A 23657-nucleotide genomic window follows, 5' to 3' on the forward strand; every position below is an offset into this window, starting at 1 on the left:
GTGAGCAGAACTGGGCCCGGGCATGCTTCCCGGGCCCTTCTTTATCGGCTCAGCCCGCCAGCCACGCAGTCAGCGCCGCGCGGAACGCATCGGGCTGGTCGAGCATGACGAAGTGCCCGCTGTCGCCAACCCCGGTGAGCGCGAGCTTCGCCGTGCCGGCATATTCGCGCTTGTAGAAATCGAGCGTCACCGTCTCGCCGCCACGTTCCGGCGACCAGGGAACGATCACCGTGACCGGCGTGACGATGTCCTTGAGCTGCGGGCGCAGGTCGACCTGCATATCCTCGAACAGCGCCTGGCCCGAGACGCGCATGTCCGCCTTTGCCATCCAGGCGGCGACCTGCGCCTGCGAGGCCGGCTTGAGCGCGTTCTGGCGCGCGATCGCCTGCCCCACCGCCTCGGGCAGCGGCTTGCCGTAGAGCCCCGCCATCTGGGCGCGCATCGCCTCGGCCTGGGGCTTCACTGTCGCCACCGTCGAGCCCGGCACAAAGGCCGAACCGACAAAGGGCAGCGCATCGACGATCAGCGCTCTGCCGACATCGCCAGGATGCGCCTGGGCGAGCATCAGCGCGAGCAGCCCGCCCATCGAATGGCCGACCACCGCGGCACCGGCGATCCTCTGCTCCGTGACCAGCCTGTGCAGATCGGCGACCATCCCCGGCAGGATGGCCTGCCCCAGATTGGCCCCCGGCGCATCGCCGCCAAAGCCGTTGACCTGGACGAGATAGACGGTGTGGGTCTTCGCCAGCTCGGGCGCCACGCCGTCCCATACCGCACGCGGGCTGGAGAGGCCGGGGATCAGGATCACCGGGCTACCCTTGCCGATCACCTGCACCGAAATGTGATCCATCTGGATCAGGCTGGCCGGGGCGGCCACGGCATGCGCAGCGGGGGCGTGCAGGATCATCGGGATGCTGGCGGTTGCGAGCAGGGCGAAGGCAATGCGACGGATCATGGTCAGTCCTTGCGGTTGGGATTGGTGAAGATCTCTTCGATGGTCAGGCCGAACAGGTCGGCGATCTTGAAGGCGAGCGGGAGCGAGGGGTCGTAGCGGCCGGTCTCGATCGCATTGACACTCTGGCGGGAGACCTCGAGCCGCTCGGCCAGGTCCTGTTGGCTCCACGCCCGCTCGGCGCGCAGCACGCGGAGGCGATTGATCATTCGCCGCCTCCCGCCAACCGGTCGCGCCAGGTCATCACGCACTGCGCGATCCCCCAGGAACCGCACCAGAGCGGGAAGCCCCAGATCGCGATATCCGGATCGGGCTGAACCGCGCCGCCATTGGTGAGGAAGCCATATATGGTGACCGCGGCCAGCAGCACGCCGGTGCCGAACAACATGCAGGCGGCGATGCGCTGGCGCTGGAACTCGTCGGTTTCCTCGAGAAGATAGAGCCCCATCACGACGATCACGCCGATGACGGGGAGCGCCGGCAGAACCGAGAGGGTGACCAGCGCCACGCCGGTCGGATGCAATTCCTTGAGCGCCCAGACGCAGGCGAACAGCACGACGACATAGGCGATCATCGTCGGAACGAACCGCTTCAGATAGCGGCGGCCGGCAACCGTACTTGTCTTCATGTCAAGCGTCCTTTCGAATCAGTCAAGGACGCTTTACTCAACAAATGACAGATATGTCAATGGGACTTTCCATATCGGAAAGCATCGACGACTAACTGCTAATGCTGCTTTCCAACGGGAGGGTCGGGATCAACGCTCCAGCCCCGCATGTCGCGGATCATCGGCTTGCCGCAGCCCTCGCACCAGGATCGAAAGGTCGAGCCGTCATTCCATGCGCGCCCACGGCTGCGATGGTGTTTGCCGAACACGCAAAAGACTGGCTGCAGCAACCGCATATGCCGCCTCCCCGGAATCTGAGGGGAAGGTGACATTGCAGCGCACACAAAGTCTACAACTTTCTGAATATACGAAGAATTATTGCCTATTTTTAATGTGTGAGCCGCCCGAGCATTTCGGCTGCCAGCTGGCTGAGCGTGTCGTCGCGCGCGCCCATCACCACGATCCGGTCCCCCGGTCGTGCGATCGCCACCAGATGCGCCGCTGCCGCCGCCCGGTCAGGAATGTGCACCGCGTTGCGCCCCGTAGCCGCGACATCGGCGATGATGTCCGCGCTGGTCACTTCGCGATTGGTCGTGCCGCCCTGATAGACCGGGTCGGGCATTACCAGCACGTCCTCGGCGCCCAGCTTCTCGGCGAACATCGCCACCAACTCGCGCCGCATTACCCGGAGCGGGCCATAGCCATGCGGCTGGAACAGCAGCAGCAACCGCCCTTCAAAGGTGTGGAGCGTGTCCAGCGTCGCGGCGATCTTGTCCGGATTGTGCCCGAAATCGTCGATCACCGCGATCTCGTTCGCCTCGCCGACCAGTTCGAAGCGGCGCTTGAGCCCCTGGAATCCCTGGATCGCCTGCGCCGCATCCTCAAGCGCGATCCCCGCCGCCAGCGCCGCGCTGATCGCCGCCAGCGCATTCGAGACATTGTGCTTGCCCGGCACTTGCAGCGTCACCGGGATCGAGGGCTCGCCCTCGCGCGCCAGCTCGAACGCGATGCCATAGCGCTGCTCGCGCAGGTTGATCGCCGTCAGGTCCGCAGCCGAGCCGATCGCGAAGGTCACCAGCCGGTCACGCGGCATCGTCGCCGCCAGCAGCGCGCCCTCGCCATTGTCGAGATTGATCACTGCCTTGCCCGATCGGGCGATGAACGCCCCGAACAGCTCGATCAGCTTCTCCATCGGGAGGTGATCGAGGCTGACATTGTTGAGTACCGCGACATGCGGGCGATAGAGCGCGATCGATCCGTCGCTCTCGTCGACTTCGCTAACATAGGCGGCGCCGCTGCCGACCAGCGCGCTGGCAAAGGGCGCATCGGGAGTGACGAAATTCTTCATCACCGCACCGTTCATCACCGTGGGATCGCGGCCCAGCGCATGGAGGATCCAGCCGATCATGCCGGTGACGGTCGACTTGCCGCTGGTGCCTGCCACGCCGATCGACGCCGGCGAGCCGTTGAACAGCGCGGCGTTGAGCTCGGCCCGCGTCATCCGCGGATTGCCCAGCTCGGCGGCGCGGCGGGCATCGGGCACGGTCTCCTCGATCGCGGCGGAGGCGACGACGATCTGCTCGCTTGAGCTGATCCCGCTCCCGTCCTGCGGGAACAGGCCGATTCCGCTGGCCTTCAGGAAATCGAACTTGGCCGGCAGCCGCCCCGAATCGAGGCTGCGGTCCGATCCTGCCACGCTGGCGCCCTGCCCGGCCAGGATCATCGCCAGCGGCATCATCCCCGATCCACCGATGCCGACGAAGAAGTAAGGTTTGCGATGCTCCATGGCCTCGCGCTATCGGCAATTCGAAGCAAAGGGGCAAGGCATGCGTATCGGAGTCGTCGCACCAGCAAGGACAGTCAGCCGGGAATCCTCGGCCAGGCTATCCGCGTTCATGGCGCTGACCTACCCCGAGCACGAGATCGTGTTCCATCCGCAATGCTATCTCGAATGGGGCCATTTCGCCGGCACCGACGAACAGCGCGCCGCCGCCTTCCTCGAATATGCCAATGATCCGGCGTTCGACGCGATCTGGTTCGCGCGCGGCGGCTATGGCTCCAATCGCATCCTCGACATGGTGATGCCAAAGCTCGGTTCGGCCGCGCGGCACAAGACCTATATCGGCTTCTCGGACATGGGCTTCATGCTCGGCGCGCTCTATGCCGCGCGGGTCGGCCGCGTCGCGCACGGATCGATGTCCTCGGGCCTCGGCCAGCATGATGAGGGCGTTTCCGAAGGCTGGGTGCTCGGCTGGCTGATCGACGGCGACAAGCGCGGCCTGGAGCCGGCGCTGGCCGATGGCCGCCCCGCCGCCGCGTTCAACCTGTCGATCCTCAATGCGCTGATCGGCACCAAATACCTGCCCGACCTGACCGACCATGTCCTCTACATCGAGGAAGTGGACGAGCCGCTCTACCGGATCGACCGGATGATGTTCCAGATGGCGCACGCTACCCAGCTCAAGGGCATTGCCGGCGTGCGGCTGGGCGCGGTCTCAGCCGTCAAGGACAATGGCGAGGCCGCAGGCAACTACAGCTTCGGCGAGACGATCGACCAGATGATCCTGCGCTGGTGCCATGACATGGGCGTGCCCTATCTCGGCCGCGCCGAGATCGGCCATGTCCGCCTGAACCGGGTGGTGCCCTTCGGGCTGCTCTAACCCTACCCGTACGGGTCTTTCGCGCGCAGGCGCTGCTACCTATCTGCCGGGCTCGACAAGGCTTCGGAAAAGGGCAGCGTGACATGGCGATCAAGGACATCCTACCCGGCAAGCTCGGCTTCGGCGCCGCGCCGCTCGGCAACATGTTCCGCGACATCCCCGAGGAGGAAGCGCTCGCCACCGTCGATGCCGCCTGGAACCAGGGCATCCGCTATTACGATACCGCCCCGCTCTACGGCGCCGGCCTGGCCGAGATCCGCATGGGCGAAGTGCTGGGCAGCCGCCCGCGCGACGAATATGTGATCAGCACCAAGGTCGGCCGCGTCATCCTCGACGAGCTAGAGGATGTCAGCGCACGCGACCAGGGCGAGAAGGCCGGCGTCTTCGCCCATGGCCGCGCCAACAAGGTAGTGAACGACTATTCGGCCGACGCGACGATGCGCTCGATCGAGGACAGCCTGAAGCGGCTCAAGACCGATCGCATCGAGATCGTCTTCGTCCATGACCTCGCCCAGGATTTCTACCGCGACGAATGGGTCGACCGCTTCGCCGAGGCGCGCAAGGGCGCTTTCCGCACGCTCGACCGCTTGCGCGACGAAGGCGTGATCAAGGCCTGGGGCCTGGGCGTGAACAAGGTCGAGGCCTGCGAGCTGCTGCTCGACCTGGAGGAACCGCGCCCGGACGGTTTCCTGCTCGCCGGCCGCTATACGCTGCTCGACCACGAGCGCGCCCTGCAGCGGCTGATGCCCAAGGTCGCCGAACGCGGCCTCGGCATCGTCGTCGGCGGGCCTTACAGCTCGGGCGTGCTCGTCGGCGGTGCGCATTTCGAATATGCCCCGGCGCCCCAGGCGATGCTAGACAAGGTCGCCCGGATCAGGGCGATCGCCGACCGCCATGGCGTGAGCATGAAGGCGGCGGGCCTGCAATTCTCGTTGGCCAATCCAGCAGTCGCTGCAGTGATCCCCGGCGCGAGCAAGCCGAGCCGCCTCGCCGAGGACCATGCCGCGCTCAACGAAGCGATTCCCGCCGATTTCTGGCGCGAACTGCGCGAGGCAGGGCTGGTTTCGCCGGATGCCCCGTTGCCGATCGACGGGTGAGGTGGGAGGCCGGGCAATCCATACCTGCCATCCCGGACTCCAACTCGTCATCCCCGCGAAGGCGGGGATCCAGGGTAGTTTGCGATGCCGAAGCAATCGAGGCCATCCACTGCCGGAAACCTCTGGCAGGGCCGCGAACCTTTCACCCTTGGCTCTGGATCCCCGCCTTCGCGGGGATGGCGGAGAATAGAGTTTTGCGGAAAACCTTTGGCGGTTCGCTATCCGGCCACCCGCTTCGCCCACAAATGAAACATCCCCGCGAACAGATGCGGCGCAGTTGCCTCCACCTGGTCCCATAGGGCGAGGCTGCGCCGGTCGCCGCCGGTCCCGAAGAGCCGCGTGAACAGGCCCTGCGCATCGGGCGGGGCATCGAGCATCAGCAGCTCCAGCCCGGCGGCGGTGAGCATCTCGCCAATCGCGGGCAGCCGGTACCAATGCTCGCGGACATGGAAGCACAGGTCGCGGCACCCGCTCAGCGTGTAGAAGTCGTCGCTTTCCCGCAGCCGGGAAAGCGGCTTTTCCGGCGGCAGCGCCAGCACATGCGCACGGAACGCGCGGATGCCCTCTGCACTCGCATCCCAGCCATGCTCGGCGATCACCCGCTGCGCCTCGGCAACCCAGCCCCGCGCACGCTCGCTGTAGAGCGCAAGCCGCACCACCCCACCCGGTTCCAATACGCCGGTCAGCGCGGCCAGCCCGTCCTCGGGCCGCTCCATATGGTGTAGCACGCCGGTACAGTTCACCAGCCCGAAGCGCTGGCCCAGTTCGGCAATATCGAGGATGTCGCCCTGCACGAAGCGTACCGCCTGCACCCCCAGCCTGCTGGCCATGCGCTGGCCATAGGCGAGGCTGGCGCCGCTCAGGTCCAGCGCGGTGATCGTCAGAGACGGGTCCATCCGCGCCAGGTCGATCGGCTCGAACCCGGTGCCGCAGCCGGCGACCAGCACCGCGAGCGGCTCGGCCTGCGGGGCGCCCAACGCGGCGAGGTGCGCGGCTACCGACACGCGCTGCCGGCCCGCAGGCGCGCGCCAGCGCGGATAGGGATTGGCCTCGTACTGCGCACGCACCCTATCCGATACGGCGTCCCCCGATGGGCCGAGCGACGGCATCGCCTCAGTCAGCGCCTGCTCCTCGGCCAGCGCGGCGACTGCCTCGGGAGGAACGCCCAGCCCCTCTCCGCCCCACACATACTCACCGGCAAAGGCCTGCACCGCCAGCGCCGCCCGCAGCCCTTCCGGCAGCGTCTCTCCCGCCAACCAGGCCAGCCGCGCCTCCATCGCCGGATCGACGTTGATGCAGCGCGTGAGGAACGCGATCCACAGCGCGTCCTCCGCCACTATCGGCTCGGGATATTTCACCAGCAGCATGCGTGCCGTCGTCCGCGCCAATGCCTGCGGATCGACCGTGCGCGCATGCAGACAGGTCACCAGGTCCGCCTCCAGCTGGGTCGGCCAGCCGGTCAGCGACAGGTGCGACAGCAGCTCCGCATAGGCCGGCGCCGTCGCCTCGAAATCGAGCGTCAGCGCATGGCTCAGCATCGGCAGCGCCTGGTTGAACGCGCCCTGGTTGGCGGCATCGGCCGCCATGCGCAGCAATTGCCCGGCTTCAGGATGCAATGCGGCCGATCCTCACCAGCGTGCCGTCCGGATCGCTCACCGCGAACTCGTAGCAACCCCAGGGCTTCAGGCTCGGCCCCTCCTTCTCGATGATGTGCTCGCGCACCCGGTCCGCCATCGCGTCGACGTCATCGGTGTAGAGATAGATGCCAAAGGGATTGTGCCCCGGCACCAGCCAGCCGAGCACCGCCTTGTTGAGGTGCAGGTGCCACCCCTTGCCGTCGTCCAGAATCTTGTAGTCACCATAATCGCTGGCCAAGCGGAACCCCAGCCGCTCGTAAAAGGCGAGGCTGGCATCCAGGTCATTGCAGGGCAGGATCGTGGTCGCGCGCTGACTGTCCATCTCGACTCTCTTTCGTTCGTGTCCGGCCCTACGCCATCTCGAAACCGGCTTCCAATGTAGGATTTCGTCTGCCACGCCGTTCGGCATGGCCAGGGCGCGATTTTTTCGGACGCACCGGAAAGCATCGTTCCCGTCCAGCGGACAAAGTGAAATGATTTGCCCCGACTCCCTTCACTTTGGGGCTTCGCACAAGCAATTTCACGAGTGCTTGCCTATATCGCACCCGCGAAGGCATAAGCCGCGCTCCAATCACCCCTTCACGAAAGTCAAACCCGTGTCCGAGATGTTCCGCATTACGCTGCCCGACGGTTCCGTCCGCGAGGTAGCCCCGGGGACTACCCCGGCGGACATCGCCGCGGCGATCGGTCCGGGTCTGGCCAAGGCGGCGCTCGCCGCGCGCGTCGATGGCGAGCTGCGCGACATCGGCCGTCCGTTCGAGGGCGACGCCCAGCTCGCTTTGGTCACCGCGAAGGACGAGAAGGACGCGCTCGAGCTCGCCCGCCACGACTTCGCACATATCCTGGCGGAAGCGGTGCAGAACCTCTTCCCGGGCACGCAGATCACCTTCGGCCCTGCGACCGACGACGGCTTCTATTACGACTTCGCCCCCAAGGACCGTCCCTTTACCGAAGAGGACCTGCCGGCGATCGAAGCCGAGATGCGCAAGATCATCGGCAAGAACGAGCCGCTGATCCGCGAGGTCTGGTCGCGCCAGCAGCTGATCGATCGCTGGACCAGGCAGGGCGAGACCTTCAAGGCCGAATGGGCGCGGGAACTGCCCGAGGGCGAAGAGCTGACCGTCTACCGCGCCGGCAAGGGCGAGGACGCCTGGCTCGACATGTGCCGCGGCCCGCACCTCGCCTCTACCGGCAAGGTCGATCCCAACGCCTTCAAGCTGACGCGCGTTTCGGGCGCCTATTGGCGCGGCGACCAGAAGAACGCGATGCTCTCGCGCATCTATGGCACGGGCTGGCTCAACAAGAAGCAGCTCGACGAGCACATGATGCGCCTCGAGGAGGCCGCCAAGCGCGACCACCGCAAGCTCGGCCAGGAGATGGACCTGTTCCACCTCCAGCAGGAAGCGCATGGCTCGGTGTTCTGGCACCCGAACGGCTATGTCATCTACCGCGCGCTCGAGGATTATATGCGCCGTGCGGTCAACGCCGCGGGCAGCCGCGAGGTGAAGACCCCGCAGGTGATGGACGCGCGCCAGTGGGAGCAGTCCGGCCACTGGGGCAAGTATCGCGAGAACATGTTCGTCATCCCCGACGAGACCCCGAACATCGAGGACGAAGGCCCGATGGTGTCGGAAGACGTGCAGTGGATGGCGCTCAAGCCGATGAACTGCCCGGCGCACATCTTGATCTTCAAGCAGGGCATCAAGTCGTATCGCGACCTGCCGCTGCGGCTCGTCGAGAATGGCTGCTGCCACCGCAACGAGCCGCACGGCGCGCTGCACGGGCTGATGCGCGTCCGCCAGTTCACCCAGGACGACGGCCATATCTTCTGCCGTGAGGACCAGATCGTCGACGAGGTGCAGGATTTCTGCCAGCTCGCCGACCGCGTCTACAAGGACTTCGGCTTCACCTATTCCATCAAGCTGGCACTGCGCCCCGAGAATCGCTTCGGCACCGAGGAGATGTGGGACCAGGCCGAGGCCGAGCTGCGCGACGCCGTGGTCCGCGCCGGCATGGCGACCGAGGAATATGGCTGGGAAGAGCTGCCCGGCGAAGGTGCCTTCTATGCGCCGAAGCTGGAGTGGCACCTGACCGACGCGATCGGCCGCACCTGGCAGGTCGGCACGATCCAGTCGGACCGCGTGCTGCCCGAGCGTCTCGACGCGTCCTACGTCGCCGAGGATGGCGAGCGTCACCGCCCGGTGATGCTCCACCGCGCGATCTTCGGGTCCTATGAGCGCTTCATCGGCATCCTGATCGAGCATTTCGCCGGCAAGCTGCCGACCTGGCTCGCGCCGACCCAGGCGGTGGTCGCGACGATCGTCTCCGATGCGGACGATTATGCGAAGGAAGTCGCCAGGAAGCTCCAGGCCGTCGGCATCCGCGTCGAGACCGATCTTCGCAACGAGAAGATCAACTACAAGGTCCGCGAGCATTCGGTGGCCAAGGTTCCCAACCTGCTCGTCGTCGGCAAGCGCGAGGCCGAAGAAGGCACCGTGGCGTTGCGCGTACTGGGCAGCCAGGGCCAGCAGATGCTGAGCCTCGACGAAGCGGTGGCCAGGCTGGTGGCCGAGGCGACTCCGCCCGACCTGGCATGAACCCGGCAACGCTCGCGATCTATGCCGGCGCCGCGCTGGCCGAGATCGCGGGCTGCTTCGCCTTCTGGGCGGTGCTGCGGCTGGACAAATCGGCGTGGTGGTTGATCCCCGGCGGCGTATCGCTCGCCCTGTTCGCCTGGCTGCTGACGTTGAGCAGCGCCGATGCGGCCGGGCGGGCCTATGCCGCCTATGGCGGGATCTACATCCTCGCCTCGCTCGGCTGGATGGTGCTGGTCGAACGCGTGATGCCCACGCGCTGGGACATGGCCGGCGCCGCGCTGGCAGTGGCAGGTTGCCTGGTGATCCTGTGGGGACGCCGCTGATGCCCCGCATTCGTCTTGGCACCAAAGCCGATGTACCCCGTGCACTGGCTATCTGGCGCGCGGCGGTGGATGCCACCCATGGCTTCCTCTCTGCCGAACACCGCGCCGAGATCGACACCATGGTCGCGGAGCAGTTCCTGCCCCAGGCACCGCTTTGGCTGGTCGAGGACAATGCCGGGGTGGTTCAGGGCTTCCTCGCCATGGACGGGGCCATGATCGACGCATTGTTCGTCGATCCGGCCGCGCATGGCCGCGGCCTTGGCAGTGCCCTGGTAGCACACGCCCTGTCCCTGTCTCCGGACCTACTGGTCGATGCCAACGAACAGGCGGACAATGCCCTGCCCTTCTATATCGCACGCGGCTTCGAGGTCATCGGTCGCTCGGAAAGCGATCCTGCAGGGCGGCCTTATCCCATCCTCCACTTGCGTTATGTCGGCTAAAACCCGATATCAGCGTTACGTCCACGCCACAGTGCGCGGAATTTCGGCGGAAACGCGGTCGCCGGGCTACCGATTTGCCCCTTACTGCGTTATTGAGCCGCCCAAACCCTGAGTCTGCAACAACAGGAGCAAGTCGTATACGTCCGCCCATGAATCGCCGCTCGATGGTGGCACCGCCGATGAACGGTCCGCGGTTTAACGAATTCATTCAGTCGCCCAAGGTCCGCGTGATCGACCATGAGGGCGAAAATCTCGGCGTGATGTACACGCGCGAGGCGATGGAACAGGCGCAGGAGCTTGGGCTCGACCTTGTCGAAGTGTCGCCCAACGCTGATCCGCCCGTTGCCAAGTTCCTCGACGTCGGCAAGTTCAAGTACGAGGCGCAGAAGAAGGCCAACCTCGCCCGCAAGAGCCAGAAGACGCAGGAGATCAAAGAGATCAAGATGCGTCCGAACATCGACGATCACGATTACGACGTGAAGATGAAGGCCATCCACAAGTTCATCGGCGAAGGCGACAAGGTGAAGGTCACCCTGCGCTTCCGCGGTCGTGAGCTCAGCCATGGCCAGCTCGGCATGATCCTGCTCAAGCGTGTGCAGGAAGACTGCGCCGAGGACGCGAAGGTCGAGTCCTATCCGCGCATGGAAGGTCGCCAGATGCTGATGGTGCTGGCACCCAAGTGATGCACAAGGCGCGAGGGCTGCTGATCGCGGCCCTCGCCGCCCTTCCCCTGCCGGCAGCGGCACAGACCGCCGCCTCTTCCACCACTTCCGAAGCCAGCGAGCCGATGGCGGTGCCCACCGGCTATCGCCAGGTATGGGCCGACGAGTTCGACCGGCACGCCGCCCCGGACCCGGCGAAGTGGCGCTACGACACCAGCCGCAACAAGGCGGGCTGGTACAACAACGAACTCCAATATTATGCCGCCGACCGGCCGGAAAATGTCCGGGTCGAGAAGGGCCATCTCGTCATAGAGGCGCGCAAGGAACGGCTGGCCGACAAGCCCGATTTCGGCGGCCAGGACTATGCCTCGGGCAAGGTCGTCACCGCCGGCATCGTCGACTGGACCTATGGTTTTGTCGAGGTCCGGGCCAGGCTCGCCTGCGGGCGCGGCGTGTGGCCGGCGATCTGGATGCTCGGCACCGACGGCAAGGCAGGCTGGCCGGCGCTCGGCGAGATCGACATCATGGAGCATGTCGGCTGGGACGAGGGCCGGGTCCATGGCACGATCCACACCAAGGCCTATAACCACGCCATCCACACCCAGCGCGGCGCCAATACGCTGCTTGCGGATGCGTGCACCGCCTTCCACACCTACCAGCTCGACTGGACCAAGGATCGCATCCTGATCGGAGTCGATGGGCGCGCCTTCATGCGCTTCGACAATGACCATAAGGGCGATCCCGCGACCTGGCCGTTCGACAAGCCGCAGTACCTGATCCTCAACGTCGCCGTGGGCGGCTGGGGCGGGCAGAAGGGCATCGATGACGATGCCTTCCCGTCGCGGATGGACGTCGACTATGTCCGGGTCTGGCAAGCGCCGACACCTCGATAACGGTGCCATCCCTCGTTGAAGGCTGCACGGCCGTGAAGCATCCTCCCGCCCAGCTTGGGGAGAGGGAATCATGGCGACCAGCACTGCCGGGGACGCCACCGCGCGTCCGAACATCCTGCTCATTACCTGTGACCAGTATCGCTTCCCCCGCTTCGCCTATGGCGCCGAGGGCGGGTTCGACGCCGAGCTGAAGGAGATATTGGGCTTCCAGGGCGAGATCGGCACCCATAACCGCTACGCCGAATATTTCCCCGGGCTGCTGCGACTGCGCGAAAACGCCGTGGTGCTGCGCAACCACACGATCGCCGCCTCGGCCTGCACGCCCAGCCGCGCGGTGATCTACACCGGCCAGTACGGCACCCGCACCGGCGTCACCCAGACCGACGGGCTGTTCAAGAACGGCGACTCGCCCAACTTCCCCTGGCTCGATGCCGACGGCATCCCGACACTGGGCAGCTGGATGCGCGAGGCCGGCTACTCGACCCATTATTTCGGCAAGTGGCACGTCTCCAACCCGCCCGAGCACAGCCTGAAACGCTATGGCTTCGACGATTGGGAAGAGAGCTATCCCGAGCCGCACGGCGCCCAGCCCAACAATCTGGGCATCTACCGGGACACCGGCTTCACCGACAGCGCCTGCAGCTTCCTCCGCCGCCAGGGGCTGGCGCTCAACTATAACCGCGTCTCGGCCGAAATGGCGGTGCAGGACCCGGCCTCGACCGGCCCGGACGTGAGCAGCATCCCGCCCTGGTTCGCGGTGGTCTCCTTCACCAATCCACACGACATCGCCACTTATCCCGGTGTGATCGCCCAGGCGCTGCCGGACCATCAGAACAAGAGAGGCACCCAATCGATCTTCGGGCCGCTGACCATCCCCGGCAAGCACCAGAAGACCCCCGCCCCGATCGCCGGGTCGATGCGCATTCCGCTCAATCCGCTCGACTTCCCGCAGGATTGCTCGCGCGCATCCCCAACCCAGAACGAGGATCTCTCGACCAAGCCGAGCGCGCAGCACGAGGCGGCCTACAAGGTCGGGCTCGCGCTGGCGGCCAAGGGCGGGTTCAACATCGTCAATGGGCTGGTCGCCGCCGGCGAGAACTGGCTCGACCAGCACGACCTCGACCCCTCGCTCGATCCCGAAAAGGCCGCCGCGCGGCGCAAGCGGCTCGCGCTGCAACAGTCGCTGAAGAGCTGCATTCCCTTCCAGCTCGCGACCGAGGAGCAGGGCGGCGCCGACGCGAACTGCGTCCAGTTCCTGCAATTCTACGCCTGGCTGCATTCGGTGGTCGACCAGCACATCGACGCCGTGCTCGATGCGCTCGAGCAATCGGGCCAGGCCGACAACACCATCGTCGTCTTCCTGACCGATCACGGCGAATATGCCGCGGCGCACGGCATGATGATCGAGAAATGGTACACCGCCTATCAGGAGGCGCTGCACGTGCCGGTGGTCGTGCAATTCCCCAAGGGCGGGCGCGACCTGGGCCACGACGTCGTGGCGCCGGAGCCCGCGCAATATGACGGACTTACCAGCCATATCGACATCCTGCCGACCATCCTCGGCCTTGCCGGGGTGGGTGCGGACGAGCGGCATGCGATCAGCCAGAAGCTGGCGCTGAGCCGCCCGGTGCCGCCGCTGCCCGGTGTCGATCTGTCGGCGATCATCGCCGGCGCCGTCACCAAGGGCGAAATCGCAGTGACGCCGATCGTCGAGCCGGACGGACAGGAGCGCGAAGGCGTGCTGTTCATCACCGATGACGACATCACCGCGCCGCTGCCGCTCTCCCGCACCGCGCAGGAGCGGCACAGCTATGAGGAGTTCGACGTCTATCTCGACGTGGTCGACAGCGTGATCCATGGCAGCGACGGCAAGGGGCCGGTCTCGCTCCGGCGCGGGCCGGTGAAGCAGCCCAACCACGTTCGCGCGGTGCGCACCCACGACTTCAAGCTGGTCCGCTATTTCGACCCTTCCGGCCACGAGCCGCAGGAATGGGAGATGTACGACCTGCGCAGCGACCCGATCGAGGCGAACAACCTGGTGCAGGTAGCGGTGACCCCGCCGACGATCCGCGAGGGGCTGCCGGCGGCACTGCAGCAGGAGGCCGACAAGCTCGCCCAATTGCTGCGGCGGCTGGAATTGCGCGACCTGTAGCGCTTTGCACCAAAACGAAAGTACACGAAGTACAGGCCAAGAACCGGTTCCCAGCGACCCGCCACGCAAGTTCCTTGCGCGCGCGAGATCCTATTTTTCCAACAACTTGAAGAGCGGCCCGGACGCTTATTGCGCCGGCGGCTCCCAAAGCTCGATCGGATTGCCCTCGGGATCGTGGATGCGGGCGAAACGCCCGGTCTCGGGCGTGTCCCATTCGTCCTTGGTGACGATCTCGATGCCGCGGGCATTGAGCTGCTCGAGCAGGCTGTCGAGATCGCGCACCCGGAAGTTCAGCATATAGCTCTTGTCCGGCGCGAAATAGTCGGTCGTCGCCTTGAACGGCTCGAACACGACTCCGCCCGGCTCGGGATGCCAGAACCACGGGCTGGACTGGCCGCTCTCGTCCTTGCCGAAGCCGCCGCCGACACCCAGCACCTCGCCATACCAGGCCTTGAGGCCCTCGGGGTCCTGCGCACGGAAGAAGAAGCCTCCAAACCCGACAACCGGCATTCCCGATCCCCTTTCCTCAGGCGGCTTCTGCCACCGTACCATCACCCGTCGCAGCTTCGAGCAGGCGGCGCTCGATGGTCTTCAACCGGCCGCTGCTCTCGATCTTATCGCCGATCAGATCGGTCAGATAGAAGGTATCGACCGCGCGCTCGCCATAGGTGGCGACATGCGCCGAATGGATCGTCACCTTCGACTGGAACAACGCATAGGCGAGGTGGCAGAGCAAAGCCGGCCGATCGCGCGCGTTGATCTCGATCACGGTGAAGCGGTTCGACGCGTTGTTGTCGATCAGCACATTCGCTTCGATCGCAAAGGCTTCCGCGCGGGGCCGGACCAGCGGCTTGGCCTTCAGGCGATCCTGCAGCTTGGCGCGATTGGCCAGCGCATCGGCGATCGTCGTCTTGATCCGGTTGAGCCGCGCTTCCTCGTCGAACGGGCGGCCGAGCGGATCCTGGATCAGGAAATTGTCGAGCGCCATGCCGTCGCGCGTGGTGTGAATGCGCGCGTCGATGATGTTGCCGCCGGCGACATGGATCGCGCCGGCGATGCGATAGAACAGGCCCGGATGGTCCGCGGCATAGACCGTGACCAGAGTCGCGCCGCGCTCGGGATAGACCTGCGCCTCCACCGAGAGCTGCGCCTGCCCAGCGGCATCGACCTGCCGCGCGTTGCGCTCGAGCACGTCGGACGGCTCGGCGATCCAGTAGCTCTCGGTCATCCGCCTCTTGAAGGCGTCCATGCGGGCACTTTCCCAGCCGAGCGCCTGGGTAAGCTCTTCCTGCTTGGCGGCGATGCGCTCGTTGCGGCCCTTCTGCTTGTGGCCGAGGCGGAGCACTTCCTCGGCGGCATCGAACAGATCGGCGAGCAGCTGGCGCTTCCAGCCGTTCCACACGCCCGGCCCCACCGCGCGGATATCGACGATGGTGAGGAGGAGGAGCATGCGCAATCGCTCGGCGCTCTGCACATGGCCGGCGAAATCGAGGATCGTCTTGAAGTCGCTCAGGTCGCGCTTGAACGCGGTCGCCGACATCAGCAGGTGCCAGCGTACCAGCCAGGCAACGGTCTCGGTCTCGGCCTTGCTCATGCCCAGGCGCGGACAGAAGCGCTCGGCGACTTCGGCACCCAGGATCGAGTGATCGCCGCCACGCCCCTTGGCGATGTCGTGGAGCAGCACCGCGACATAGAGCGCGCGCCGCTGGGCGATCTGCTTGAAGATGCTGGTGCCGAGCGGATGATCGTCGCGCAGCTCGCCCTTCTCGATCTGGGCAAGCAGGCCGATTGCCCGGATCGAGTGCTCATCGACCGTATAATGGTGGTACATGTCGAACTGCATCTGCGCGACGACCCGGCCGAAGTCCGGAACGAAGCGGCCGAACACGCCGGCCTCGTTCATCCAGCGCAGCACCGTTTCCGGATCGCGCGGCGAAGTCAGCACGTCGAGGAACAGCGCATTGGCGCGGGGATCGTCGCGGACATCGTCGACCAGCTTGGCGTCCCGTGCGGCCACGCGCATCGCCAGCGGATGCACTTCGAGCTTGTGCAGGTCGGCGAGCTGGAACAGCTCGATCAGCCGCACCGGATCCTCGCGGAAATAATCGTCGCGCGGGATCGCCAGGCGCCCGCGGTCGAGCGTGAAGCCCTTGAGCTTGCGCGGCCGCCGCCAGAGCTGGGGGAAGCCGAAGCGCGAGCCCCGCGCGGCGAACTTCTCGTCGAGATGCGCGAGGAACACGCCGGTGAGGTCACCCACCGCCTTCGCCTGGAGGAAGTAGAAGCGCATGAAGCGCTCGACCTTCGACATGCCCGGGCGATCGGAATAGCGCATCCGCTCGGCGATCTCGCGCTGGACGTCGAACGTGAGCCGGTCCTCGGCGCGGCCGGTGATCAGGTGGAGATGGCAGCGCACCGCCCAGAGGAAATTCTCGGCGCGGCGGAACTGGCGATATTCGAGCTTGGTCAGCAGCCCCTTCTCGACCAGCTCGCCGGTCTCGCGGACATTGTACGCGTACTTGCCGATCCAGAAGAGCGTGTGCAGGTCGCGCAGCCCGCCCTTGCCTTCCTTCACATTGGGCTCGACGACATAGCGGCTGTCGCCCATCCGCTTGTGCCGCGCCTCGCGCTCGGCCAGCTTCTCGGCGATGAAGGTGCGGGCGGTATCGGCCTGGACCTCGCTTTTGAAGCGCGCCGCGGCTTCGTCATAGAGGCTGGTATCGCCCCACACATAGCGCGCTTCGAGCAGCGCGGTGCGCACGGTCACATCGGCCTTGGCCTGGCGTACCATGTCGTCGAGCGAGCGCGACGAATGGCCGACCTTCAGCTGCATGTCCCACAGCGAATAGAGCATCGATTCGATCACCTGCTCGCACCAGCCGGTGACCTTCCACGGGGTGATGAAGCCGATATCGATATCGGAATGCGGCGCCATCTCGCCGCGGCCATAGCCGCCGACCGCGATCAGCACCATGCGTTCGGCGGCGCTGGGATTCGGATTGGGGTGGAGGCGCTCGACCGTAAAGTCCCAAAGCAGGCGCAAAAGCTGGTCGATCAGGAACGCGCCCGAAGCGGCGATTTCGTGTCCGCGCGAAGGATGTTCGGCCAGGCGCCGGGCGATCTCGGCGCGGCCCGCATCGAGCGCGGCCTTGAGTTCCTTCGTGCCCGCGGCACGCAGCCTGGCGCCGTCCTTGGCCTGCAGCGCGTGCAGCCGCTCGGCGACGCCGCGCCGGTCGATCAGCGCGCGGCGGTTCGGGACGTTGTCGAAGCGGTTGGACATGTGGGGGAGATAGGGCGAAAGCCTCGCCCCGTCACCTCCCCCAAGGCGATCAGCCGGCGATCGAGCCGGTGATCCTGCCGTTTTCGTCGGCCGTATCGCCCGGCTTCATGCCGGCGGGGCAATCGCCGATGCGCCTGGAGACGATCGCCGCGTTGGACGGCGACGGGTCCGCCGGCGTGGTGCCTCCGTTCGCGATAGTGAGCGCAGTCGTCAGCGCGCCGTCCTTGAAGGTGATGTTACCGCCCACCTCCGTTGCCTTGGGCTTGCTGCACTGGAGGCGGAAGATCACGCCAAACATCGTTTTCTCCGACTGCTCCAGCAGCTTGCAGTCCGACAGGAACGGGCGAACCTCGGTAAGAGGGATCACACGGGCACGAACCGAATCAGCGATGCAAATGCGCTCAACCGGCATCGGCTTGCCCGAAAGCGCGGTAACCTTGCGCTCCCACAAGCCGGCGGGAAGTTCGAAAAGGCCGGTGGCCGGCACCGGCACCACCTCGCCATCGGCGCCCGCTTCGGCACCCGCGGTATCCCCCGCCTCGCGCTCCGACGATCCGCAGGCCGAAAGCGCCAGGGCCGCGACAACGGCGATCACACGAAACTTCACGGGCAATTCCTCCAACGAACAGATGACGCGTTTATGCGCCATCCGCCGTGGAGGTGTCGTCCGAACCGGTCGCGAGCCAGTCTGTCCCGGTCGCAAAGGACCGTTCGTCAGCCGACGAAGGCGCGCTCCAGCACGAAGCTGCCCGGGTTGGCGTTCGAGCCTTCCTCGAAACCATGCCCTTCGAGCATCTGGGCGAAGTCCTTGATCATCGCGTTCGAGCCGCAGAGCATGACGCGATCGGTCTCCGGGTTGAGCTCGGGATGGCCCTGGACCGGTGCCTTGAACAGCCAGCCATTCTCGATCAGCTGGCCGATACGGCCGCTGGTGCGGAACGGCTCGCGCGTCACGGTGGGGATATAGTGGAACTGGAGCAGCGCCTGGTCCGCAACCAGCGGATCATTCGCCAGCTGCGCGGTCAGCTCGTCATGATAGGCGAGGTCGCTGACGCGGCGCGTCGAGTGGACGATCACCAGCTGCTCGAACCGCTCATAGGTGTCCGGATCGCGCGCGACGCTGAGGAACGGCGCCAGGCCGGTGCCGGTCGACAGCATGAAGAGGCGCTTGCCGGGCAGCAGCGCGTCGGCGACGAGCGTGCCGGTGGGCTTCTTGCCGAGATAGATCTGGTCGCCCGGCTGGATCAGCTGAAGGCGCGAGGTTAGCGGGCCGTTCTCGACCTTGATCGAAAGGAACTCGAGCTCATCCGACCAGGTCGGGCTGGCGATCGAATAGGCGCGCATCAGCGGCTTGCCCTCGCCTTCCAGGCCGATCATCACGAACTCGCCGGCGCGGAAGCGGAAGCTGGCCGGACGCTCGATCGCGAAGCTGAACAGATGCTCGTTCCAATGTTTCACCCAGCGCACCGCAGCCGTCTGGAAGGCGGGATGCTCGGGCAGGACGATGGGCGGGCGGGCATGCATATTCACGAGGTCGGCTCTTTCCAAATTCACGGTGCGCTGCAACGTAATTTTACTTCAACGCGCGAAAGCAACAGCGATACGCGCCACCGCCACGGAGAGCGGAAGGCGCGCTTCGGGTTTCACGATCTGCTCGATGACCGCGTCGACGCGCGGCTGCGCGCCGGCGCGTGCTAGCGCATGCAGCGAAAGGAGCAAGGCCTCGTCATCGCCTATTTCCGCCGAGAAGGGCGGTTTGAAGCGAAGTTGGGACAGGTTTTCGCGCTCGATGAGCAGCATCGCCATGTTCAGATCGGGCAGCATCTCGACCAGTCCGCGCCCGCGCAGCACCGGGCCGAGCACGCTGCACGGGCAGCGCCCGGCGCGAATCGTCGCCACCCATTGCCGCATCGCGTGGAGCAACAGCTGATCGACGGGCGCAAGCTCGGCGGCGGAGCGATCCAGGAACTGGTACAAAGGCGATCCCCTTCCCCGGAGCGGAATCTCCGGGGTGGAATCGCCTTACCCTTTATTGCGAATGACTAGCAATAGCGTAGTTTTCAATCGACCCGCGAAAGCCGTGCTATCTCGGCGGTGAGCAGGTCGATCTTGTGGTGCAGGCTGTCGATCTGCGCCTCGGCGCGCAGATTGGTCTCGTAGTCGAGCCGCGCCTCGAACCGGTCCTTCGCCGCCTGGCGGTTCTGGCTCATCATGATGATCGGGGCCTGCAGCGCGGCGAGCATCGACAGCATCAGGTTGAGGAAGATGAAGGGGAACGGATCAAAGGCGTGCGCGGCGAGCACGACGGTGTTCAGCAGCGCCCAGGCGCCGAGGAACAGGCCGAAGCCGATGATGAATCCCCAGGAGCCGCCGACCGCGGCGACCCGATCGGCGAGCTTCTCGCCAAAGGTCAGCCGCTCGTCGAACAGCGCGTTGGGGTCGCGACCCACGCTGCCGAAGAAGCGAAGATCCGCGAGGAAACGGATGGCTGCGTTCATAATATACCTCACTGCCGACCGGCCGCCCGGGGCGGCTGCGCAGGAGGTGAGCGGATCAGCTCAGCGCGGCGGCCCTGGACGGCACGGTCGATCGACTATGGTCGTTGCTGGACATGACCCCATTCTCGGAGCTGGCGGTTAAGGGTGCACGGTTGTGCATCCACGGGCGAGATGGTCGCCTCGCCCGCGGATTTCAAATGAAAAAGCCGTCATGTTCGCAATAACGGCTCCGGCGAGGCTCAGAAACGCTCGCCGACCATCTCCTCGCTCTTCGCCCAGAGCGCCTTGGCGTTCTCCGGATCGAGCGCATAGGAGCGTACGCCTTCGCTGACCGGATTGATGATGCCGTCGGTCACCTGCGAGACATGGCAGTTCTCGCAATAGCGCGCGCCGACTTCCCCGGCAGGCGCGACGAAGCCGGCCCAGACGCTGGTGGCAGCCCCCTGCGGGATCGTCTTCCACTGGAAGGGCGGCTGGCCCTGCTCGGCCAATTCGGCATTGATCCGGGCAAGCACCTGCTCGAGCGTCTCCTGGCCGATATGGCGGCCGAGCTCGGTCTGGATGCCGCCGGGGTGCAGCGCGGTGGCACGGACGCCACGATCCTTGTGGCGTCGGTCGAACTCGACGGCGAACAGGATGTTCGCGGTCTTCGAGCGGCCATAGGCGACCATCGGCTCATAGGGCGTGTATTCGAAGTTCGGATCTTCGAGATCGACATCCGAATAGCGATGGCCCGAGGACGCAAGGTTCACCAGCCGGCCGCCATCCTTGATCAGCGGCGCGATGCGATTGACGAAGACGAAATGGCCGAGATGGTTGGTACCGAACTGAGTCTCGAAGCCGTCGGCGGTGTAGCCGAGCGGGGTGGCCATGACGCCGGCATTGGCGATCACCACATCGAAGCTTCGGCCATCGGCGACAAGCCTGTCCGCCGCAGCACGCACGCTGGCGAGCGAGGCGAGATCGAGCTCGACCAGCTCGATACCGCCCCCGTTCGCCGCCTGGTCGCGGACGACCTGGGTAGCGCGCTCGGCCTTGGCGAGATCGCGCGCGGTGCCGATCACCTGCGCGCCATGCGCCGCCAGCACCCGCGCCGTCTCGACCCCGAGGCCGGCCGAGACGCCGGTGACAAGCACGCGCTTGCCGCTGAGATCGACGCCGGCGAGCACTTCGTCGGTGGTGGAAGCTGCATTGAAAACCTGGGTCATTGCCTGTCTCCGTCACGCGGACGCACGGCTCCATCGGCCGCGAGCCCCTTGCCCGGCGACCTGGGAAATATTAAGTGGAGGGCGTCTCCGGAAATAAATACGGAGGCATCCTCCGCTTTTCAAGGGACGATCCCATAATCGTGGCCGAAACCGGCGATTCCTCCTCCCGCAAGCCGCGCGCCGATGCCGAGCGCAACCGGCTGCGGCTGCTCGACACGGCCAAGGCGGTGTTCGGCGAGAAGGGCCCGAGTGCGAGCCTGGAGGAAATCGCGCGCGAGGCCGGTGTGGGCATCGGTACGCTCTATCGGCATTTCCCGACGCGCGACGCGCTGATCGAGGCGGTCTATCGCAACGAGACCATGCAGCTGGCGGATGCGGCGGCGAAGCTGAGCGAGGCGCACCCACCGGTCGAGGCGCTGCGCCAATGGCTGCTGCTGTTCGTCGATTATCTCGGCACCAAATATGGCATGGCGGCAGTGTTCGGATCGGTCACGGGCGGCACCGCCGCGCTCTATGCCGCCTGCAACAGCGGCACGCCCGAAGCGATCGCGCTGCTTACCGACCGCGCCGTGGCGAGCGGCGAGATCAAGCTCGACATGGATCCGATCGACCTGCTGCGCGCGATCGCCGGCGTGGCGAGCGCGGGGCCGGGCTGGCAGGATACGGCGCGGCGGCTGATCGATATCCTGATCGCGGGGATTCGGGTGTAATTCCCTCTCTTCCCCGGGGCGAACATCCTGCTCCCCGGCGAAAGTCGGGGCCCAGGGTAACAAAGCGATCCGGCAGAGAAACCCTGGGCCCCGGCTTTCGCCGGGGAACTGTTCCGGCAAGAAAAAGGCCGGAGCATTGCCCCGGCCTCTTCGTCTCGCGATGGCAGCCGGGATCAGTCCGGCTTCTTCGCCACGCCGACCAGCGCGGGGCGCAGCAGGCGATCGCGGATCATGTAGCCTGACTGGATTTCCTGCACGATCGTGCCCGGCTCCGCATCGGCGCTGGGCATTTCCATCATCGCCTGGTGGCGGTTGGGATCGAGCGCTTCGCCGAGCGCGACGATCCTGGTGATGCCGTGGCGGCCGAACACCGATTCCAGCTCGCGGCCTGTCGCCTCAAGGCCGGTGACCAGGCCCTTGAGCTTCTCGTCTTCCTTGAGCTCGGCCGGGATCGCGGCCAGCGCGCGGCTAAGGTTGTCGGCCACCGACAGCACGTCGCGCGCGAAACCGGTCGCGGCATAGGCCTTGGCGTCCTGCGCTTCCTTCTCTGCGCGGCGGCGGACGTTCTGCGTCTCCGCCTGGGCATACATCACTGCCGACTTCGCCTCGGCGAGCTGCGCCTCGAGCTCGGCCAGGCGATCGTGCTCGGCCACTTCGGGCGCACCCTCCGCGGTTTCCGCGCGCAGCGTTTCTTCCTGGGTGTCCGTCACCTTGTTCTCTTCCGTCATATTTCCCTGTTCAGGCCAGTAATCGGGCCATTGTGGCCGCCGTGAAATCCACCATGGGGACGACGCGCGCATAGTTCAACCGCGTAGGCCCGATCACGCCGACCACGCCGACCACCCGCCCGTCAAGCGAACGGACGGGCTTGGCGATCACCGACGAACCGGACAACGCAAACAGCTTGTTCTCGGATCCGATGAAGATGCGCGTGGCTTCGCCCTCGCGTGCCGAATCGAGCAGGCGCGCAATCTCCTCCTGCCCTTCGAGCTGGTCGAGCAACTGGCTGACCTTGTCGAGATCCTCCGCCGCGGCAGTGTCGATCAGCCGGGCCTGGCCGCGCACGATCAGCACGGGGCGGCGACCGCCGTCCTCGCTCCACACGGCAAGGCCGCGCTCAACCAGCGCGGCAGCGGCGCTGTCAAGCGCGGCGCGCTGCGCCCCCAGCTCGCGCTCGACCCGGGCTCGCGCCTGACTGAGGGTGAGCCCGGCGAAGGTGGCCGAGAGATAATTGGCGGCACGCTGGAGCGCCGAAGGGTCCATGCCCCCGGGCAGCTCGACCACGCGATTCTCGACCGAACCGTCCTCGCCGACCAGCACGGCGAGCGCACGGTCGTGACTCAGGGGCACGAAGCCGAAGGAGCGCAGCAATGGCTCGACCTTGGGCACCAGCACCAGCCCGGCGCAGGACGAGAGGCCCGAGAGCGCGGCGGTGGTTGCGGCCAGCGCCTCCTCCACCGGACCGCGCTCGGCCGCGTTGCGCTCGATCGCGGCACGCTCCTCGGCGCTGGGTTCGGCCGCCTGCATCATGCCATCGACGAACAGGCGCAGGCCCGTCTCGGTAGGCATCCGGCCGGCGCTGGTATGGGGAGCAGCGAGCAGGCCGAGCTCCTCCAGGTCCTGCATCACGTTGCGGATCGAGGCGGGCGAGAGATTGAGACCGGAGATCTGCGCGATCGTCCGTGAGCCGACGGGAGCGCCGGTGTCGAGATACGACTCGACCACCATGCGAAACACGTCGCGGGCGCGGTCGGTCAGTTCGCGGATCGGCGGGGTGGTCATGGAGCTTATGTAGCGTGCACTTTCGACACGCCAACCTCTGCGGTTGCGCAAACTGTTCCCGGGCGAAAGCCGGGGCCCAGGGCCACAAGCGAGTCGGCAGAGAAACCCTGGGCCCCCGCGGGGGGGGGGGGGGGGGGGGGGGGGGGTAAAAACGGGGCCCCC

General features: G+C 66.1%; 24 protein-coding genes. 9 read left to right on the forward strand and 15 right to left on the reverse strand.

Translation table 11 applies throughout. The features are described 5' to 3' along the window. Window positions 1-49: 49 nt before the first annotated feature. The 4 genes from AAHM44_RS17600 to AAHM44_RS17615 form a co-directional block, all read right to left on the reverse strand. A complete protein-coding gene (locus tag AAHM44_RS17600) occupies window positions 50-955 on the reverse strand; it encodes an alpha/beta fold hydrolase (protein ID WP_342250793.1) in 906 nt (301 codons plus the stop codon). A 2-nt stretch (window positions 956-957) separates the two neighbouring features. After that, complete coding sequence (locus tag AAHM44_RS17605; RefSeq protein ID WP_269574272.1) at window positions 958-1161, reverse strand: helix-turn-helix transcriptional regulator; 204 nt, start codon at window positions 1159-1161, stop codon at window positions 958-960. After that, entirely contained in the window at window positions 1158-1580 is a 423-nt protein-coding gene (locus AAHM44_RS17610) for a hypothetical protein (protein WP_269574271.1), read from the reverse strand. The genes AAHM44_RS17605 and AAHM44_RS17610 overlap by 4 nt, the downstream gene beginning before the upstream one ends. 367 nt (window positions 1581-1947) lie before the next feature. Next, a complete protein-coding gene (locus tag AAHM44_RS17615) occupies window positions 1948-3345 on the reverse strand; it encodes a glutamate ligase domain-containing protein (protein WP_342250794.1) in 1398 nt (465 codons plus the stop codon). Window positions 3346-3385: 40 nt separating this feature from the next. Between AAHM44_RS17615 and AAHM44_RS17620 the strand changes: the two genes are divergently transcribed. Beyond that, window positions 3386-4219: an LD-carboxypeptidase gene (locus AAHM44_RS17620; protein WP_184170348.1), complete on the forward strand. Its 834-nt coding sequence runs from the start codon at window positions 3386-3388 to the stop codon at window positions 4217-4219. An 83-nt stretch (window positions 4220-4302) separates the two neighbouring features. Then, window positions 4303-5316: an aldo/keto reductase gene (locus AAHM44_RS17625; protein WP_342250795.1), complete on the forward strand. Its 1014-nt coding sequence runs from the start codon at window positions 4303-4305 to the stop codon at window positions 5314-5316. A gap of 218 nt (window positions 5317-5534) precedes the next feature. On the opposite strand, the gene AAHM44_RS17630 is transcribed toward AAHM44_RS17625, so the two are convergent. Together AAHM44_RS17630 and AAHM44_RS17635 are read right to left on the reverse strand one after the other, a co-directional pair. Beyond that, a complete protein-coding gene (locus tag AAHM44_RS17630) occupies window positions 5535-6932 on the reverse strand; it encodes a class I SAM-dependent methyltransferase (RefSeq protein ID WP_342250796.1) in 1398 nt (465 codons plus the stop codon). Further along, entirely contained in the window at window positions 6922-7275 is a 354-nt protein-coding gene (locus AAHM44_RS17635; protein WP_342250797.1) for a VOC family protein, read from the reverse strand. The genes AAHM44_RS17630 and AAHM44_RS17635 overlap by 11 nt, the downstream gene beginning before the upstream one ends. 283 nt (window positions 7276-7558) lie before the next feature. Here AAHM44_RS17635 and thrS point away from each other — a divergent pair, with 283 nt between their 5' ends. The 6 genes from thrS to AAHM44_RS17665 all read left to right on the forward strand — a co-directional run bounded on the left by thrS (window position 7559) and on the right by AAHM44_RS17665 (window position 14020). After that, window positions 7559-9550: a threonine--tRNA ligase gene (gene thrS / locus AAHM44_RS17640; protein ID WP_342250798.1), complete on the forward strand. Its 1992-nt coding sequence runs from the start codon at window positions 7559-7561 to the stop codon at window positions 9548-9550. Continuing rightward, window positions 9547-9873, forward strand: coding sequence for a YnfA family protein (locus AAHM44_RS17645; protein ID WP_342250799.1), 327 nt, complete (start codon window positions 9547-9549; stop codon window positions 9871-9873). Before thrS ends, AAHM44_RS17645 begins: the two co-directional genes overlap by 4 nt. Further along, a complete protein-coding gene (locus AAHM44_RS17650; RefSeq protein ID WP_342250800.1) occupies window positions 9873-10313 on the forward strand; it encodes an acetyltransferase in 441 nt (146 codons plus the stop codon). Before AAHM44_RS17645 ends, AAHM44_RS17650 begins: the two co-directional genes overlap by 1 nt. Before the next feature lie 149 nt (window positions 10314-10462). Then, window positions 10463-10996 carry a translation initiation factor IF-3 gene (gene infC, locus AAHM44_RS17655; RefSeq protein WP_184170369.1) on the forward strand — a complete coding sequence of 178 codons (534 nt, stop codon included), beginning with the start codon at window positions 10463-10465 and terminating at the stop codon, window positions 10994-10996. Further along, on the forward strand, window positions 10996-11868 hold the full coding sequence (locus AAHM44_RS17660; RefSeq protein ID WP_342250801.1) for a glycoside hydrolase family 16 protein: 873 nt from the start codon (window positions 10996-10998) through the stop codon (window positions 11866-11868). Before infC ends, AAHM44_RS17660 begins: the two co-directional genes overlap by 1 nt. 70 nt (window positions 11869-11938) lie before the next feature. Beyond that, window positions 11939-14020, forward strand: a complete 2082-nt coding sequence (locus AAHM44_RS17665; protein WP_342250802.1) for a sulfatase-like hydrolase/transferase — start codon at window positions 11939-11941, stop codon at window positions 14018-14020. Between the two features lie 126 nt (window positions 14021-14146). Here the strand turns inward: AAHM44_RS17665 and AAHM44_RS17670 are convergent, their stop codons facing one another. The 7 genes from AAHM44_RS17670 to AAHM44_RS17700 form a co-directional block, all read right to left on the reverse strand. After that, entirely contained in the window at window positions 14147-14530 is a 384-nt protein-coding gene (locus AAHM44_RS17670; protein ID WP_184170375.1) for a VOC family protein, read from the reverse strand. A 16-nt stretch (window positions 14531-14546) separates the two neighbouring features. Then, window positions 14547-17297, reverse strand: coding sequence for a [protein-PII] uridylyltransferase (locus tag AAHM44_RS17675; protein WP_342250803.1), 2751 nt, complete (start codon window positions 17295-17297; stop codon window positions 14547-14549). Window positions 17298-17346: 49 nt separating this feature from the next. Continuing rightward, window positions 17347-17904, reverse strand: coding sequence for a hypothetical protein (locus AAHM44_RS17680; protein ID WP_342250804.1), 558 nt, complete (start codon window positions 17902-17904; stop codon window positions 17347-17349). A gap of 107 nt (window positions 17905-18011) precedes the next feature. Further along, the gene (locus tag AAHM44_RS17685) at window positions 18012-18821 is read right to left on the reverse strand and encodes a ferredoxin--NADP reductase (RefSeq protein ID WP_269576577.1); all 810 of its coding nucleotides are present in this window, start codon (window positions 18819-18821) and stop codon (window positions 18012-18014) included. Window positions 18822-18875: 54 nt separating this feature from the next. Further along, a complete protein-coding gene (locus AAHM44_RS17690) occupies window positions 18876-19274 on the reverse strand; it encodes a hypothetical protein (RefSeq protein WP_184170384.1) in 399 nt (132 codons plus the stop codon). Window positions 19275-19357: 83 nt separating this feature from the next. Further along, window positions 19358-19795, reverse strand: coding sequence for a DUF1003 domain-containing protein (locus AAHM44_RS17695; RefSeq protein WP_184170386.1), 438 nt, complete (start codon window positions 19793-19795; stop codon window positions 19358-19360). A gap of 239 nt (window positions 19796-20034) precedes the next feature. After that, window positions 20035-21003, reverse strand: coding sequence for an SDR family NAD(P)-dependent oxidoreductase (locus AAHM44_RS17700; RefSeq protein WP_342250805.1), 969 nt, complete (start codon window positions 21001-21003; stop codon window positions 20035-20037). 140 nt (window positions 21004-21143) lie between these two features. On the opposite strand from AAHM44_RS17700, the gene AAHM44_RS17705 reads away from it, so the two are divergent. Beyond that, a complete protein-coding gene (locus AAHM44_RS17705) occupies window positions 21144-21713 on the forward strand; it encodes a TetR/AcrR family transcriptional regulator (protein WP_342250806.1) in 570 nt (189 codons plus the stop codon). A gap of 173 nt (window positions 21714-21886) precedes the next feature. Here the strand turns inward: AAHM44_RS17705 and grpE are convergent, their stop codons facing one another. Continuing rightward, complete coding sequence (gene grpE, locus AAHM44_RS17710; RefSeq protein WP_269574257.1) at window positions 21887-22441, reverse strand: nucleotide exchange factor GrpE; 555 nt, start codon at window positions 22439-22441, stop codon at window positions 21887-21889. Between the two features lie 10 nt (window positions 22442-22451). Beyond that, entirely contained in the window at window positions 22452-23495 is a 1044-nt protein-coding gene (gene hrcA, locus AAHM44_RS17715) for a heat-inducible transcriptional repressor HrcA (protein ID WP_184170393.1), read from the reverse strand. Between the last annotated feature and the right edge of the window lie 162 nt (window positions 23496-23657).

Origin of the sequence: Sphingomonas sp. OTU376 (assembly GCF_038440415.1) — a bacterium.
GTDB classification, from domain to species: domain Bacteria; phylum Pseudomonadota; class Alphaproteobacteria; order Sphingomonadales; family Sphingomonadaceae; genus Sphingomonas; species Sphingomonas kyeonggiensis_A.